The following is a 15776-nucleotide window of genomic DNA, read 5'->3' as shown; positions in this document are numbered from 1 at the left end:
ACGGACCCCGGTTGAGCGTTCATTGCCACGCCCAGGCTTAATCACTAAAGTACGCCCTCCCTTGCATACGCCCCGAGTCCCGTTCGCCATGACCGCACCCAACGCCACCATGCTGAAATTCGGCCACCCGGCCAGTGTCGTGGCGGAGACGGCCCTGTGGTCGGTTCAGGTGCGGCCGCAGCAGCCGGCGTTGGGCGCCCTGGTCCTGGTGTGCAAGGAGCCGGCGACGGCCTTCGGCCAGTTGAGCCCGGCGGCCTTCACGGAGTTGCAGGGCGTCGTGGCCAAGGTGGAGGCGGTGCTGACCCGCTTCACCGCCTATCAGAAAATCAATTACCTGATGCTGATGATGGTGGACCCCGACGTGCATTTCCACGTTATCCCCCGGTATGAGGGTGTTCGCGACTATCGGGGGCTCAGCTTCGCCGATGCCGGCTGGCCCGGCCCGCCGGCGCTGGGTCAGGCGGTGGCGCTGGATGGCGCGACGCTGGCGGCCCTGGTCGCCGACCTGAAGGCCATGTGGGTGGATGCAACGTGACCGGTTCCCCGCTTCCGGCTGAACAGCGCGGCCCGCTGCATTCCACGCAGCGGATCGACCGCTATATCCTGGTGGAGACGCTGAAGCCGCTGTTCGCGTCGCTGCTGGTCGTGCTGGTGGCGCTGCTGATGGAACGGCTGCTGCGCCTGTTCGACCTGCTGGCCAATCATGGCGGGCCGTTCAACATGGTGATGTGGCTGGTCGCCAATCTGGTGCCGCATTATCTGGGCCTGGCTTTGCCGGCCGCCTTTTTCATCTCGATGTTCATCATCGTCGCCCGCATGGGTGAGGATAATGAACTGGACGCGCTGCAATCGGCCGGCCTGTCCGTGCCGCGTATCGCCCGGTCCTTCCTGGGCCTGGGTGTGGCGCTGATGGTGTTCTCCATCCTGCTGTTCGGCTATCTCCAGCCCTATAGTCGCTATGGCTACAGCGCCATCTACCACATGGTGGTCAATGCCGCCTGGGACGCGACCGTGCCCCAGGGAATGTTCGTGGATGCGGGTGAAGGCATTACCATTTCCGCCGATATCGTGGATGCCACGGGCCGCCGGCTGGAAAAGGTGTTCGTGCAGCAGGACCGTGGGAACGGGGAGACCTGGGTCACCACCTCGGTCACCGGTGCGCTGGCCGCCACCGACGACCGGCAGCGCGTGCTGCTGACCCTGCATGACGGGGTGCAGGTGCGTATGCTGCCCGACGGGCGGCGCATGGTGATGGAGTTCGGCGAACTGACCCTGGACAAGCCGTTCCAGCTGGTCACCGAACCGTTCCGGGACCGGGGTGGCAGCGAACGCGAGTTGACCCTGCACGAGCTGTGGTCGGAAATGCACGATCCGAAATCGATCGTGCCGCACACACGATTGGAATCGGAACTCCATGGGCGGCTGGCGCGGTCGCTGTCCCTGCCGCTGCTGCCGCTCCTGGCCGTGCCCATGGGCATGGCGGCCAAGCGGGCGCGGCGCGGGCAGGGCATAGCACTCGCCACCCTGATCCTGATCATCTACCACCACCTGATCCAGCTGGGCGAAAGCCTGGGCGATGTCGGGCGCCTGTCGCCCCTGATCGGCATCTGGGTGCCGTTCGGCCTGTTCTGTCTGCTCTGCGGCTGGCTGTTCCACCGTGCCGATGTGCGGCCGGGGGAGAACCCGTTCGCCGCCATGTTCGATGCCATCGATACTTTGGTCGGCATGGTCGGCAAGCTGTTCAAGCGCAGAAGGAAGGCGGGGGGGGGCAGGCCATGAACCGCAGCACCATCACCCGCTACCTGACCCGTACCTTCCTGGTCCGCGTCCTGTCGGTGCTGATCGCCCTGTCGGCGCTGTTGCAACTGCTGGATCTGCTGGACGCCGCGTCCACCGTGCTGGAACGCGGCCTGGGCGGCGGCGGGCTGGTCTATTACACCATCATCCGCCTGCCCATGGTGGTGGAGCGGGTGGTGCCGCTGGCGGTGCTGATCGGGTCGCTCTCCACGCTCTGGACCTTCGCGTCGACCAACGAGATCGTGGCCATGCGGTCGGTGGGCATGACGCCCTACCAGATCATGGGGGCACTGCTGCCGGCGGCCCTGGTGGTTGCCGTCGGCCATTTCCTGCTATCGGACCAGGTGGCGCCGCGGGCGGAACGCGCCTTCGTCACCTGGTGGGCCGCCACCGACAATGTGGCCGACGATCCCGACGATGCCACGCCGGACAAGCCCGTCTGGTTCCGCCTGGGCGACGATGTGGTGCGCATCGCCAGCATCTCCGACGATGGCCGCAAGATCACCGGGTTGGAAATGATCAGCCGTGACGAGGCGGGAAAGGCCACGGCCATGATGTCCGCCGCACGCGGGGAACATGGGCCGGGCGGCTGGCAGCTATACGATGTCAACCGCACCCGCATCGGGGAGCCGATACGCACCACGCATGAGGACAGCACGCTGTGGAGCGTGGAATTGTCGCCCAACAACATGGTCGACCTGCGCAAGCCGATGGAGAACATCTCCTTCCACCGGCTGCTGCGCATCGTGCGCGGCACCTGGGCCGGGGGCGGCAGTCCCGCCTTCTATGCCACGCGCCTGCATTCCACCTATGCCGCACCGTTGGCGTCGCTGGTCATGCTGCTGCTCGCCGCACCCGTGGCGCATGGCATGCGCCGGCGCGGCGGGGCGATGGGCAGCCTGGCGTTGGGCACGGTGATCGGCCTGGTCTTCCTGCTGTCCTCGGGCATCCTGGGGTCGATGGGGCAGGCCGGCGCTTTGCCGCCGATCGTGGCGGTCTGGTCGCCCCTGATCTTCTTCGCCGCGATCGGCGGGGCCATTATGGTTTATGTGGAGGGGTAGTGCGCCCGGTCACTGCATTGCTGGCACCTGGATGCCACGATGTCGCAATCCGGCAACGCCCTTGATGCAGACCGATGCGGGTTCTAATTTGACGGCATGATGATGCTGGCCCTACGGGCCGGCTTTTTTACTTTGGAAAGGGTAGGGGCATGTGGGGCGATGCCTGGAGCGGCCGCAGCTATGACCTCGGCAAGATGAACCTGCGGGAACTGGCGTTCGCCTATTCCACATATCCGGCGATCCAGGTCTATGCGGCACTGGCGCTGGTTTCCGCCATCCTGGCCGCAGTCTGGGCGCAGGATTGGGGACGCATCGCACTGATCGTGCTGGTGGTTTCCATCATCTATCCGCTCGCCTGGTATGGCATCCACCGCTACATCCTGCATGGGCGTTGGCTTTACCGGATGAAATGGTCCGCCACCCTGTGGAAGCGCATCCATTTCGACCATCACCAGGACCCGCACAAGCTGGAGGTGCTGTTCGGCAGCCTCGCCAACACCCTGCCCACCATCGCCCTGGTCAGCATGCCCGTCGGCTGGTGGATCGGCGGGGAGGCGGGTGCCGCAGCGGCGCTGGCCACCGGACTGGTCAATACCTGCATCTATGAATTCTTCCACTGCATCCAGCACCTGAACTACAAGCCGCGCTGGGCCTGGGTGGCGCGGATCAAGCAGCTGCACCTCTATCACCACTTCCATAACGAGGACGGCAATTACGGCATCATCTCCTATGGCCCCGACATGATGCTGGGCACCTTCTATGCCGAAGCCAAGCAGAAGCCGCGCAGCCCCACGGTGTTCAACCTGGGCTATGACCTGGAGGAGGCGAAGCTGTATCCCTGGGTGATGGAAGCGACGGGGGCGCCACCGCGCGACCGGCCGCCGCGCCCGCCGGCATCGGGCACCAATGACGGCGTGAAGGCGGCATCTTGAGCGGCGGCCAGGGCGGGGACGCCGGCATCCGCATCGAACAGGTGGTACCCGGCTCCAAGGCTGTTGACCGGTTCATCGCCCTGCCATATCGCCTGCATGAGGGCGATCCCAACTGGGTGCCACCGCTCTATATGGAGCGGCAGGAAACCCTGTCGCCCAAGCTGAACCCTTATTTCCAGCATGCCGACGTCATGTTCTTCCTGGCCTTGCGCGGGGAGAAGGTGGTGGGCCGCATCTCCGCCCAGATCGACCGGGCAGGGCTTGAGATCCGTCAGGACGCGACGGGCCATTTCGGCCTGCTGGCGGCAGAGGACGACCAGGCGGTGGTCGATGCCCTGTTCGCGGCGGCGGCCGACTGGCTGCGCGCGCGGGGCATGGTGCATATGGTCGGCCCCTTCAACCTGTCGATCAATGAGGAGACGGGGCTGCTGGTCGATGGCTGGGATACCCCGCCCATGCTGCTGATGGGCCATGACCGGGCCTATCTGGGGCCGCGGATCGAAGGGGCGGGCCTGACCAAGGCCAAGGACATCTATGCCTATCTCTACGATATCCAGCACGACCTGCCCAAGCCGGTACGCCGGCTGATCGACCGGCCGCTGCCGGCCAATATCCGTCTGCGCATGCTGGACATGAAGCGGTACGACCAGGATCTGGAAAACATCACCTCCATCTTCAACAATGCCTGGGCCGGCAATTGGGGTTTCGTGCCCCTGTCGGAGGCCGAAACCAAGCAGATGGCCAAGTCGCTGAAGCTGCTGATCAATCCCAAGCTGGCCTGGATCGTGGAGGTGGATGACACCCCCGCCGCCTTTGGCGTCTGCCTGCCCAACCTGAACGAGGCCATCGCCGATCTGGGTGGCAAGCTGTTGCCTTTCGGCCTGATCAAGCTGCTGTGGCGGCTGAAGGTGAAGGGCGTGAAGACGGCCCGCGTGCCCCTGATGGGGGTGCGGCGGGATGTCGGCGGCTGGCTGCAGGCCATCCTGCCCTTCCTGATCATCGATGCCATGCGCCGGGAAGCCAAACAGCTGGGCTATAAGCAGATCGAACTGTCCTGGATCCTGGAAGACAATCTGCCCATGCGCCGCATCATCGAGGCGGTGGCAACCTCGCGCTACAAGACCTACCGGCTGTACGGGAAGCCGCTGTGAGTGCTGTGGCAACCCTGGTCCTGGCGGGATCGCGCGGGCCGGACGATCCGGTGGCCAGGCTGATGGGTGTCAGCCACAAGGCCTTTGCCCCCATCGCCGGTGTGCCCATGCTGGTGCGGGTGGTGCGCGCCCTGATCGCATCGCCATCGGTGGGGACCATCCATATCGCCATCGAACGGCCGGAACTGGTGGAGGATCATCCGGAACTGGGCCTGCTGCTGGCCGGCGGGCGGCTGGCCCTACTGCCGGCGGAGGGCAGCCCCAGCCGCACCGTGTCGGCGGCATTGGAAAAACTGGGCACGCCCTTGTTCGTGACCACGGCCGACCATGCCCTGCTGCGCCCGGAATGGGTGGACCATTTCCTGTCGCATCTGCCGGACGGGTCGGATGTCTGTGTCGGCTTGGCGCGGGATCTTGTCATCCAGGCGGCGGTGCCGGAGACCAAGCGCACCTATCTGCGCTTCGCCGACGGGGCCTTTTCCGGCTGCAACATGTTCGCCTTCCGCACGCCGGCGTCCGAGGGTGTGGCCCGCACCTGGCGTCAGGTGGAGGCGCAGCGCAAGCATCCGCTGCGCATGATCCGGCTGCTGGGCCTGCTGTCGATCCTGAAATTCATCACCGGCCGCCTGACCCTGACCGGCGCCCTGGCCCGGCTGGGCCGTATCACCGGGGCCAAGGCCGCCATGGTGGAGATGCCGTTCGGCCTGGCCGCCGTCGATGTCGACAAGGCGGCGGATGTGGAGCTGGCGGAGCGGCTATTGTCGTAGGTCAGGTCGAGGGCGAAGCCCGAGCCCTGACACTCAACGGCACTGTCGCTCGTCAGGGCTCGCCTTCGGCTCGACCTGACCTACGGCACCACGTCATATACTCACACCCATGCCGCACTGGTGGCGACGGGGTTGCTGATCAGCCCCTCGACCACCGACAGGCCCTTTTCCAGCTGACAGGCATGGTCCACGCCCATCAGGCAGATGCGCACCGCATTCTGGACCTCACCCTTGCCCAGGCCGAATCCGTCGGCCGCCGTGATCTTCACCCCGCGTTCAAGGGCACCGCGCACCAGTTCCTCCCGCCGAACATTCTCCGGCAAAGGCAGCCAGAGATGGGTGACGGCGGCATCGGAGCCGGACAGGTCCAGCCCCGACAAGCTGGCCCGTGCCAGTGCCTGGCGTTCGGCCACCAGCAGGCGGCGGCGATGGGCGATACGCCCGGCCTCCCCGCTGTCGATCAGTTCGGCCGCCACCACCGTGCCCATATGGGCCGGCGCCAGCACCGTGGCGCGCAGAATGGTGGCCAGCCGGTCGAACAAGGGCCGGGGGCCGACGACATAGCCGGTGCGCAGGCCGGGGAACAGCGATTTTGACAGGCTGGAGATATAGAGCGTCACGTCCGGCCCCAGGCTGGCCAGCGTGGGCGGCGCCGGCTGCTTCAGGAAGCCGTAGACATCATCCTCGATCAGCATCAGTCCGATGCGCCGGGCGACATCCACCAGCGCCCTGCGCCGTTCCAGCGACAGGGTGATGGTCGTGGGGTTCTGCAAGGTCGGCATGCAATAGAGCGCATGGGCGCCATGGGCGCGCGCCGCCTGTTCCACCGCGTCGGGCAGCAACCCTTCCGCGTCCATTGCCACCGGCACCAGCCGCAGGCCCAGATGCAGCGCCACGGCGCGCAGGCCGGGGTAGGTCAGCTGTTCAACCAGCAGCGTGTCGCCCGGCCGGGTCACGGCCGACAGGGCCGTCAGCATGGCACCCTGGCCCCCCACGGCCAGCAGCACCTGTTCCGGCGCCACATGCATATTGGCGCTGTCGGCCAGCCAGTCGGCGATGGCGGCGCGCAGGCGCGGATGGCCCAGCGGCGTCTGATAGGACATCAGCGCCACCAGGTCCGGGCGCTGCGCCACGGCCTGGGTGGCGCTGGCCAGCGCCTGGGCATCGGGCCACAGCGCCGTGGCGTTCACCGACAGGTCGATCAGCCCGACATTGATGTCCATCAGGCTGCCGCCGGCTTCCACCACCGGTTCGGTCAGGCGCCGCGGATCGCGCACGAAGGTGCCGCGCCCCACCTCACCGCCGATCAGGCCCTGGCGTTCGGCTTCCTGATAGGCCCGCGTGATGGTGCCGACCGTGACCTTCAGGTCCCAGGCCAGATCGCGATGGGTGGGCAGGCGGGTACCGGGCGGCAGCGTGCCGTTGGCGATATCCTCCGCCAGCACCGCCGCAATGGCGCGATAAAGCGGGCCGGGACGGCCGGAAATGGCGGGCTGCCAGCGGACGGTGGCGGGCTGATTCATGGCACATCCCTCCGTGGCGGAAATTGTCCCCCATTGTCGCATGGGTGCCAGGAACAATCCGCACATTGACCCTTGATTGTCTCCACAATATCCAGATTGGGTAGTCGGTTCAACCCGGCATAAATGCGATGCAGGGTGACAATTATCGCAATTCAACGGTGGCAATATGGATTGTCACCCTTTTTATGGAGGGTGCGATGGATAACAGCCTGACCGAGATCCTGCTGGCCCTGGCCGTCTATTGCATCGTCACCTCCGTCACGCCCGGTCCCAACAACATGATCGTGGCTGCGTCCGGTGCCACATTCGGCTTCCGCCGCACCATCCCCAACATGCTGGGCATCGTCGTGGGGTTCGGTTCCCTGCTGCTGCTGGCCGGCGTCGGGGGCGAGGCGCTGATGCATGCGGTGCCGGTGCTGGAACCGGTGCTGAAATATGCCGGCGTGGCCTATATGCTGTACCTGGCCTTCAAGATCGGCACGGCCGGCCGGCCGGAAGCGGGATCGCGGGCCAAGCCCCTGACCTTCTGGCAGGCTGCGGCCTTCCAGTTCATCAATCCCAAGGGCCTGGCCATGGCTCTGTCGGTGCATGCCATCTATCGCATGCCGCAACTGGGCGAATGGGGCAGCATCGCCACCATCACGGCCATGTTCCTGGTGGTGGGCATGCCCTGGACCTTGCTTTGGGTGCTGTTCGGCCAAGCCATGGGCAACTGGCTGCGCGACGACCGCCGCCTGCGCCTGTTTAACGGCTTCCTGGGGCTGGCCACGGCGGCCAGCGCGCTGCTGTTGCTGCTTTGAAGCAGGCGGGTTGTTCCCGTATCGGGAACATGATATTATATGCCATAGCCTTACCCAAGGCAGCCACGATGCAAATCATTGCCAAGCGTACCCTGAAGCTGTTTTGGGAGATGCATCCGCAAGGGGAGGTGCCTTTGCAGACTTGGTACGGCTTGGTGTCCAAGGCTGCGTGGGCCGGGCCGGCAGATGTGAAAGCGATGTTTGGCAGTGCCGTCGATTTTATGGGTGACAATCGCATTATCTTCGATATCGCCGGCAACAAGTACCGCCTGATCGTGCATGTGGCCTACCGGTACGGAAAGGTACTGGTGAAGTTCATTGGAACCCATGCGGAGTATGACAGGGTCAATCCCGTCAGTGTTTGACTGCTCCCGCCTCACGTTTTCGATATCCTGGTGATGATCATGATGAATGTCCGCCCGATCCTGACTGAACAAGATTATGACTGGGCCCTCAAGGAGATAGAGTCTTACTTCGAACATGAGCCGGAGCCGGGTACGCCGGATGCCGATCGGTTCCTGGTATTGGCCGATCTGATCGGTGCCTATGAGGCCAAGCATTGGGCGGTCGAAGCGCCAGACCCGATCGATACTGTCGTGGCAGTGATGGAGACCGCCGGATACAAGCAGACCGACCTTGCCAAGCTGCTTGGCTCACGCTCGCGCGCATCGGAAGTGCTGAACCGCAAGCGTGCCCTGACCACGGATATGATCTGGCGCCTGCACCAGGAATGGAAGATACCGGCGGACATGCTGGTCCGCCCCTACCATCTGGTGGGATAAGGGTATCAAAGCCCTGGTCGTGATCTTGTTATGGATACAATTTCGAGATTGAACCCTTATTGTCCTGATTGTACCTGATGATTGTGCCGCTTATCTGCGGCATTTCCCTTCCTGACAGGGACAATCATGGACGAGCTTGCCCTGATCCGCGACGCTGACAATCGTGCCGCTTCCTATCTGGCGGGCGTGGCTGATCGCCGGGTCTTCCCCGATGCCGATGCGCTGGCAGCACTCTGGGCCTTCCAGGAGCCGTTACCCCGCCTGGGTCGCCCGGCGGCGGAGACGCTGGACCTGCTGGACCGTATCGGGACGCCGGCAACGGTCACCAGCAACGGCCCGAACTATTTCGGCTTCGTCATCGGCGGCGCCCTGCCGGCGGCCGCCGCGGCCGAACGGTTGATGCTGGCCTGGGACCAGTGTGCCTCCTCCTTCGACAATTCACCTGTGGCGGCGACGCTGGAAAAGCTGGCCGGGCAATGGCTGCTGGAGGCGCTGGACCTGCCGCGCGAGTCCGCCGTGGGTTTCGGCACCAGCGCCACGGCCTGCGGCTTGGCCTGTCTGGCGGCCGCACGGCGGTCGCTGCTGGCGCGCAAGGGCTGGGATGTCGACCGGCAGGGGCTGGCCGGATCGCCGGCGGTGCAGGTGGTCGTGTCGGAGACGGTGCATGTCACGGTGCGCAAGGCCCTGCGCATCCTGGGCTTCGGCCTGGACAATCTGATCATCGCGTCTACGGACGACTATGGCCGCGTCGATCCCGCTCGCCTGCCGCGGCTGGATGACATGACGATCCTCTGCCTGCAGGCGGGTGAGGTGAACATGGGCGAATTCGACCCGTTCATCCCACTGATCCAGGCGGCGCGTGCGGTCGGTGCCTGGGTGCATGTCGATGGTGCCTTCGGCCTCTGGGCCCGTCTGTCATCGGACGCCGTGCGCCTGACCGCCGGATTGGACGGGGCGGACAGTTGGACCACCGACGGGCATAAATGGCTGAACACGCCTTATGATGGCGCCATCGCCATCTGCCGCGACGCGCGCGCCCTGGCCGATGCCATGAACAGCGACGCCGCCTATGCCGCCGCCGATCCGTTCGCGCAGAAAAACCTGACCCTGGAATTCTCCCGCCGGGCGCGGGGCATTTCGGTCTGGGCGGCGCTGCGCACGCTGGGCGTGGATGGTATCGCCGGGATGGTGGACCGCCATCGCGCCCTGGCCCGCCGCCTGGCCGACGGGTTGCGCGCCACGGGTTACGAGGTGGTGAACCGTGTCGTCCTGAACCAGGTGCTGATCCGCCTGGAGGGGGATGAGGATGGCGCCCGCCTGACCCGCATCCGCAAGGCGGCCGAAGCGTCCGGCGAACTCTGGTTCGGCCCCACAATCTGGCGTGGCCGGCCCGCCGCCCGCCTGTCCATTTCCAGCTGGCGGACGGGGGAGGCGGAGATCGATCACGCCATCGCCGTGCTGGCCAGCCTGCGCGAAACCGTTTGAATCTTCACCCAAGGACAAGATCATGCGCCTGCCCCTCTATCAGGTCGATGCCTTCACCGACACGCTGTTCGCCGGCAATCCGGCCGCCGTGGTGCCACTGGAAAGCTGGCTGCCCGACGCCGTGATGCAGTCGATTGCCGCGGAGAACAATCTGGCCGAAACCGCCTTCTTCGTGCGTGACGCGGATGAGTGGTTCATCCGCTGGTTCACGCCGGCCAACGAGATCGACCTGTGCGGCCATGCCACGCTGGCATCGGCCTTCGTCATCAGGAACTTCATCAATCACGACGCCACGGAATTCATCTTCCGCACCAAGGTGGCGGGGGCCTTGCGGGTGTTTTATGCCGACGATCTCTATACCCTGGATTTCCCCACCCGCGCCCCGCAGGCGATCGATGTGCATCCCGACCTGATCCCGGCTTTGGGTGGGCCGCAGCCGGAACTGGTGCAGGCGGCGCGCGACTGGTTCGTGGTGTACAAGGATGCGGCCACGGTGCGCGCCCTGTCGCCGGACTTCGCCCTGCTGAATGGCGTTGGCCGCATGACCATCGTGACGGCACCCGGGGATGAGCCGGGGGTGGATTTCGTCTCCCGCTTCTTCGCCCCCATGGACGGCATTCCGGAAGACCCCGTTACCGGTTCCGCCCATTGCACCCTGATCCCCTATTGGGCCGAACGGCTGGGCAAGGATATGCTGGAGGCGCATCAGGTCTCCGCACGTGGCGGCAGGCTGCATTGCCGCCTGCTGGGCGACCGGGTGCATATTGCCGGCCGGGCCGTTCTCTACCTGGAAGGGACGATCCATGTCTGAGACGTTCGCGCTGGTGCCGCTGCCCGTGATGGGCGGCTTCGCGGCCCTGTGCCTGGGCATGGTGCTGACGCCCGGCCCCAACATGGCCTACTTGGTCTCGCGCTCCATCTGCCAGGGGCGGGGGGCGGGGCTGGTGTCGCTGCTGGGCGTGGCCACTGGCTTCGTCGCCTTCCTGACCGCGACCGTGCTGGGTCTCGCCGCGATGTTGAAGGCCCTGCCGCTGGCATTCGAGATCATCCGCTGGGCCGGTGCCGCCTATCTGGCTTGGCTGGCCTGGAACGCGCTGCGTCCCGGTGGCCATTCACCCTTCCAGGTGCGTGATCTGCCGCCGGACGGTCCTTGGCGGCTCTATTCCATGGGGCTGCTAACCAACCTGCTGAACCCCAAGGCCGCGATGCTTTACCTGTCGCTGCTGCCGCAATTCATCGATCCGGCGCGCGGGTCGGTGCTGGTGCAGGGCCTGACGCTGGGGGCGATGCAGATCATAATCAGCCTGTCGGTGAACGCGATTTTCATCCTGGTCGCAGGCGAGATCGCACGTTTCCTATCCGGCCGGCCGCTCTGGGCGCGGGTGCAGCGCATGGTCATGGGCTCCGTTCTGGCCGGGCTTGCCGCTCATATGGCCATCAACCGGTAGGGGGTAGGGGACGTGGACATTTGGGAGGTCCGTCGCGATGACGGTCATGTCGTGACCAACGATCCGACCCGGCTGGATTTTGATTTCATCCATCCGGCATTGGCGTCCAGCTACTGGTCGCCGGGAATCACCCGCGAGAAGGTGGAGCGTGCGGCCCGCCATTCCGTGGCCATCGGGCTTTATGATTCCAATCGTTTCCAGATCGGCTATTGCCGGGTCATCACCGATCACACCAGTTTCGGCTATCTGGCCGACGTCTGGATCGACCCGTCGCGGCGGGCCGGCGGGCTGGGAACCTTCTTCGTGGAGACGGTGGTGAACCGTCCGGAATGGGCGGATTTGCGCCGTTTCATGCTGTTTACGGCCGACGGGCAGGGATTGTACGCGAAGTTCGGCTTCGGTCCGCTCGATAAGCCGGAAAGGGTAATGGCTCGGCCGGCACCTGCCTGAAACTCACTCTCATAGGTGGTAAAACAGTAATATGTCTTTCGGCCTAAACTTCTCTTCCGTTATTCCACTGTTTACCCCGGATGGAGAATTGAGCAAGATAGCCCGGCTTTCAGACCTGCCCGCCGCTGGCGTCGACCGCGATCTGCCACGCGGTCGGCGTTCCGGACGGTATTATCGAGCCCTTGCCTGTGGACAAACAGAAACTCATCGGTACCGTCCAGACGGTCTATGAACTGCACAGTTTCCACGGCGATCTGTGGCTGGTGGTGCGGGAGTCGCCCGACCTGCGGCAGCTGGAACCGTCTGCCGCCATGCTGGTGCAGCGCAACGAGGTGGATGGCATCCGCCTTGTCCGCCGGTCCGATTACAAGGACCATGAGTTCCTGACCACCGTCACCATGGTGAAGCGCCTGCGCAGTGGCGTGCAGGAGGCGGACCCGCTGGCCCGCGCCAATCCCGGCCGCGACGCGTCCTGGTGCGACAAGCCCGAAGACCTGATGGGCGATATCCAGCGGCAGATGTTCCGCACCTTCTTCGCCAAGTTCCTGGACGAGAAGCGCCTGACACCGCTGGAAATCCTGAACTACGAGGTGCATGCCCGCGTCCTGGACGGGGCTGGCACCACCGTGCAGGGCGCCTTGCAGCGCCTGGCGTCGGTACAGGTGCGCGGCACGAAGCAGACTGCCGTGTCGCGCATGAAGGAATTGATGAACATCGCCGATAACGGCCTGTCCGTGCTGGTCAAGGAAGGCAAGGGCAACCCGCCGCTGAAGATCGGTCCCGGCGGCCTGCTGGAGGTGGTGGCGGCGTACAAGGGCCCGGCCGAGGGCCTGTCCCGCGTGCTTTATCGCGCTGTGGCGGCGCATCTGGCCGACGCCAAGAGCTGGGTGGAGAAGCTGGACCGGCTGTTCCTTCTGTCCACGCCCGACCTGTCGGTGCGGGAAATGCGCATCCTGGACAGCATAGCGGCCGAAATCCTGGCGTCGCCCTTCGCGCTGAAGGAATTGGCGGGGCAGGAGAAACAGCGCCTGGAACTGGTGCTGAGCGCGGTCGATCTCTATGTCGGCAATATGGGCAGCGGGCAAGGGGAGCAGCCGGCGGGGGTGAAGGCTCTGTCCATGCTGCTGGCCGAAGGGGTGTTGCCCCGCACTTTGGCCGAACTGCGCCTGGGTCTGCTGCGCCATCTCCATTCCCGCCTGCCGCTGCGTAGCGATCGCGGCATCCGCGACGAGATGGAGGCGACGGTCGAGGTCATCACGTACCTGCGCAAGCACGCGCCGACGCTGGCCAGGGACGAGGAAGTGCTGGAGGCACTGGCCCAGCGCGCCGACCGCCTGATTCAGCCGGAAGCCATGTCGGAACTGATCGGTCCGATCCGCAGCCCCATGGGCAAGGCGGAAACCGTGCTGTCATTGGCCGAGACGGCACCGGGCGATGCGCCCAAGGCCAAGATCGCGACTTACCTGCGCAGCCTGATCGTGCCGGAGGATTTGATCCGCGAGATGGGCAACCGCATGGAGTCGATCAAGACCCTGGGCGGTTTCGCGCGGCGCATCGTGATGTCGGGCATGCCGGCGGCAACCAAGCGCGAGATGGCGGAGATCCTGGACAGTTCGATCTTCGATAGCATCCGCACGGAGATTCTGGCCAACAATACGATGCCGTTCGCCGACCGCATCCTGACCATCGTGCGCCTGTGTGGCGGCCTGCCGGAAGGCCGCGCCCGGCAGCTGGCGGCGGACCAGCTGACCCAGGCCCTGAAGCGCCCGGAATTCATCCTGAACTATCTGGAGCGCTTCCCCGGCGCCCAGGAACGCCGCGATGCCTATTTCAAGCTGTGCAACGCCATGCTGGAATCGGGGCTGGTGGACAAGTCGCTGCTGCCGATGGGGTGAGCACGGGGAGGTGCCGTAGGTCAGGTCGAGGCGGAAGCCGAGCCCTGACAAGCGACGGTGCCAGTAAGCGTCAGGGCTCGCTTTGCTCGACCTGACCTACGATTTATATGGGGAAAAGCACAGGTCAGGCCGATGACCAGTGCAGGCCGGCGACTGCCGGCCAGCGCCACGTGGCGCGTAAACCCGAGCCCGCGGATGCGGGCGCCCGGCTTCTCGAGGGAACAAAGAAAGAGCAATTATCTTTCCCCTGCACGCTTCGCAGGGCAGCTTTCCGATCCGCACACGCCGATCCCCCATTGACGCGCCCCTTCCAACTCCATAGCTTCGGCGGCGGGTCACGCCCCCCCAACGGGGCGCTACTATTCTGGAAGGAATAGCCATAATGGCTGCGCCGAAGCCGGGCAATCGCCCCGCGAATCCGCAATTCTCGTCCGGTCCCTGCGCAAAGCGCCCCGGGTGGACGATCGAAGCCCTGAAGGGCGCCCTCGTGGGCCGCTCGCACCGCTCCAAGCCCGGCAAGGCCAAGCTTGAGCAGGTGATCAACCTCTCCAAGGAAATTCTGGGCATCCCCGCCGATTACCGGCTTGGCATTGTTCCCGCTTCGGACACCGGTGCTGTCGAAATGGCCCTGTGGTCGCTGCTGGGCGCCCGTGGCGTCGACATGGTCGCCTGGGAAAGCTTCGGCAAGGACTGGGTGACCGATGTCGTGAAGCAGCTGAAGCTGGCCGACGTCCGTCAGCTCACCGCCGGTTACGGCAAGCTGCCCGACCTTTCCACGGTGGATTTCAGCCGTGACGTGGTCTTCACCTGGAACGGCACCACCTCGGGCGTCCGCGTCGCCAATGGCGACTGGATCCCGGCCGACCGCGAAGGCCTGACCATCTGCGACGCGACCTCGGCCGCCTTCGCCATGGACCTGCCCTGGGACAAGCTGGATGTCGTCACCTGGTCCTGGCAGAAGGTGCTGGGCGGTGAGGCGGCGCATGGCATGCTGGCGCTGAGCCCCCGCGCCGTCGAACGGCTGCTGAACTACACGCCGGCCTGGCCGATGCCGAAGATTTTCCGCATGGCCAGCGGCGGCAAGCTGTCGGAAGGCATCTTCAAGGGCGAGACGATCAACACCCCCTCGATGATCGCCGTCGAAGACGCGCTGGACGGCCTGAACTGGGCCAAGTCCGTGGGTGGCCTGGAAGGGCTGGTCGGCCGTTCGGAAGCCAACCTGAAGGCCGTGGCCGACTGGGTATCCGCGACCGACTGGGTCGATTTCCTGGCCGAGACGGCGGAGAGCCGTTCCTGCACCTCCATCTGCCTGAAGATCGTCGACCCCTGGGCGACGGAACAGCCGGCCGAGGCTCAGGCGGAAATCGCCAAGAAGCTGACCAGCCTGCTGGAAAAGGAAGGCGTGGCGCTGGACGCCGGCTCCTACCGCGATGCGCCTCCGGGCATCCGCATCTGGGGTGGTGCCACGGTCGAGAACACCGACATCGTGGCCCTGCTGCCCTGGCTGGACTGGGCCTACGCCACGGTCAAGGCCGGCTGATTTCAAACTCTCTGCTGTTCCGGTGAAACGCTCCTTGAGCAGCCATCGCATTTAAGTGCCTTCCCCGCGAAAGCGGGGAACCAGGGGCCACAGGCCCGACCGTGGTTCCAAGCGGCCCCTGGACCCCCGCCTTCGCGGGGGAGGC

Annotated in this window: 16 protein-coding genes; 15 read left to right on the top strand and 1 reads right to left on the bottom strand. The window is 65.3% G+C overall.

What is annotated here, in order from left to right:
- Positions 1–88 precede the first annotated feature (88 nt).
- The 6 genes from ACM9HJ_RS09215 (at position 89) to ACM9HJ_RS09190 (ending at position 5708) form a co-directional block, all read left to right on the top strand.
- Positions 89–535 (top strand): HIT family protein, encoded by a 447-nt coding sequence (locus tag ACM9HJ_RS09215; protein WP_416571423.1) that lies wholly within the window; start codon positions 89–91, stop codon positions 533–535.
- Complete coding sequence (locus ACM9HJ_RS09210; RefSeq protein WP_416571422.1) at positions 532–1779, top strand: LptF/LptG family permease; 1248 nt, start codon at positions 532–534, stop codon at positions 1777–1779. Before ACM9HJ_RS09215 ends, ACM9HJ_RS09210 begins: the two co-directional genes overlap by 4 nt.
- Positions 1776–2858, top strand: a complete 1083-nt coding sequence (lptG, locus tag ACM9HJ_RS09205; RefSeq protein WP_416571421.1) for an LPS export ABC transporter permease LptG — start codon at positions 1776–1778, stop codon at positions 2856–2858. Before ACM9HJ_RS09210 ends, lptG begins: the two co-directional genes overlap by 4 nt.
- 149 nt (positions 2859–3007) lie before the next feature.
- Positions 3008–3790 carry a sterol desaturase family protein gene (locus ACM9HJ_RS09200; RefSeq protein ID WP_416571420.1) on the top strand — a complete coding sequence of 261 codons (783 nt, stop codon included), beginning with the start codon at positions 3008–3010 and terminating at the stop codon, positions 3788–3790.
- On the top strand, positions 3787–4941 hold the full coding sequence (locus ACM9HJ_RS09195; protein ID WP_416571419.1) for a dATP pyrophosphohydrolase: 1155 nt from the start codon (positions 3787–3789) through the stop codon (positions 4939–4941). Before ACM9HJ_RS09200 ends, ACM9HJ_RS09195 begins: the two co-directional genes overlap by 4 nt.
- Positions 4938–5708, top strand: coding sequence for a nucleotidyltransferase family protein (locus ACM9HJ_RS09190; protein WP_416571418.1), 771 nt, complete (start codon positions 4938–4940; stop codon positions 5706–5708). Before ACM9HJ_RS09195 ends, ACM9HJ_RS09190 begins: the two co-directional genes overlap by 4 nt.
- Before the next feature lie 101 nt (positions 5709–5809).
- On the opposite strand, the gene ACM9HJ_RS09185 is transcribed toward ACM9HJ_RS09190, so the two are convergent.
- Positions 5810–7231: a PLP-dependent aminotransferase family protein gene (locus ACM9HJ_RS09185; RefSeq protein ID WP_416571417.1), complete on the bottom strand. Its 1422-nt coding sequence runs from the start codon at positions 7229–7231 to the stop codon at positions 5810–5812.
- 197 nt (positions 7232–7428) lie between these two features.
- Between ACM9HJ_RS09185 and ACM9HJ_RS09180 the strand changes: the two genes are divergently transcribed.
- The 9 genes from ACM9HJ_RS09180 (at position 7429) to ACM9HJ_RS09140 (ending at position 15631) form a co-directional block, all read left to right on the top strand.
- Positions 7429–8031 carry a LysE family translocator gene (locus ACM9HJ_RS09180; protein WP_416571416.1) on the top strand — a complete coding sequence of 201 codons (603 nt, stop codon included), beginning with the start codon at positions 7429–7431 and terminating at the stop codon, positions 8029–8031.
- Between the two features lie 68 nt (positions 8032–8099).
- Positions 8100–8396, top strand: coding sequence for a type II toxin-antitoxin system HigB family toxin (locus ACM9HJ_RS09175; RefSeq protein WP_416571415.1), 297 nt, complete (start codon positions 8100–8102; stop codon positions 8394–8396).
- Between the two features lie 39 nt (positions 8397–8435).
- Positions 8436–8813: a helix-turn-helix domain-containing protein gene (locus ACM9HJ_RS09170; RefSeq protein ID WP_416571414.1), complete on the top strand. Its 378-nt coding sequence runs from the start codon at positions 8436–8438 to the stop codon at positions 8811–8813.
- Between the two features lie 126 nt (positions 8814–8939).
- Positions 8940–10298, top strand: coding sequence for a pyridoxal phosphate-dependent decarboxylase family protein (locus tag ACM9HJ_RS09165; RefSeq protein WP_416571413.1), 1359 nt, complete (start codon positions 8940–8942; stop codon positions 10296–10298).
- Positions 10299–10320: 22 nt separating this feature from the next.
- On the top strand, positions 10321–11109 hold the full coding sequence (locus tag ACM9HJ_RS09160; RefSeq protein ID WP_416571412.1) for a PhzF family phenazine biosynthesis protein: 789 nt from the start codon (positions 10321–10323) through the stop codon (positions 11107–11109).
- Positions 11102–11746, top strand: a complete 645-nt coding sequence (locus ACM9HJ_RS09155; protein WP_416571411.1) for a LysE family translocator — start codon at positions 11102–11104, stop codon at positions 11744–11746. The genes ACM9HJ_RS09160 and ACM9HJ_RS09155 overlap by 8 nt, the downstream gene beginning before the upstream one ends.
- A gap of 12 nt (positions 11747–11758) precedes the next feature.
- Positions 11759–12196 (top strand): GNAT family N-acetyltransferase, encoded by a 438-nt coding sequence (locus ACM9HJ_RS09150; protein WP_416571410.1) that lies wholly within the window; start codon positions 11759–11761, stop codon positions 12194–12196.
- Between the two features lie 188 nt (positions 12197–12384).
- Positions 12385–14091, top strand: coding sequence for a hypothetical protein (locus ACM9HJ_RS09145; protein WP_416571409.1), 1707 nt, complete (start codon positions 12385–12387; stop codon positions 14089–14091).
- A 382-nt stretch (positions 14092–14473) separates the two neighbouring features.
- A complete protein-coding gene (locus ACM9HJ_RS09140; RefSeq protein ID WP_416571408.1) occupies positions 14474–15631 on the top strand; it encodes a phosphoserine transaminase in 1158 nt (385 codons plus the stop codon).
- Positions 15632–15776 lie beyond the last annotated feature (145 nt).

This window comes from Niveispirillum sp. KHB5.9, from assembly GCF_048066115.1.
Taxonomy (GTDB): domain Bacteria; phylum Pseudomonadota; class Alphaproteobacteria; order Azospirillales; family Azospirillaceae; genus Niveispirillum.
This window is presented reverse-complemented; position numbering and strand designations above follow the sequence as displayed.